Here is a 246-nt window from a genome sequence, read left to right as displayed (position 1 = left end):
GCCCCCCCCCCTGCCGCGGAGCCCCCTTTGGGCGGCTCCGCCAGGAACCCCAGCGCGGCCCAGGCGGCATCGCCCTGGGCTGCGCTCAATCCCCACCGCTCCGCGACGGCGGCGGTGGATTCCCCGGCCGTGCCCCGCACGGCCGGATCCGCTGCTGTGCGAAGCAGCAGCGAGCAGGCGCGGCTGCGCCCAAGCGCGAGGCATGCCTCGCAGTAGGCGCAGGCCGCGAGGCCGCACGCGGCGCAT

General features: G+C 78.0%; 1 protein-coding gene. It reads right to left on the bottom strand.

Annotated elements, in window-relative coordinates; genetic code table 11:
• A partial coding sequence (locus BCV73_RS36015; protein ID WP_481855818.1) for a hypothetical protein occupies nt 1-204 on the bottom strand: 204 nt, incomplete at its 3' end.
• Nucleotides 205-246: the final 42 nt, after the last annotated feature.

The sequence above is a fragment of the Paenibacillus sp. SSG-1 genome, assembly GCF_002224835.1.
Lineage (GTDB): Bacteria > Bacillota > Bacilli > Paenibacillales > Paenibacillaceae > Paenibacillus_AQ > Paenibacillus_AQ favisporus.
The sequence above is the reverse complement of the archived record's forward strand: the minus strand, read 5'-3'. Positions and strand labels throughout refer to the sequence as shown.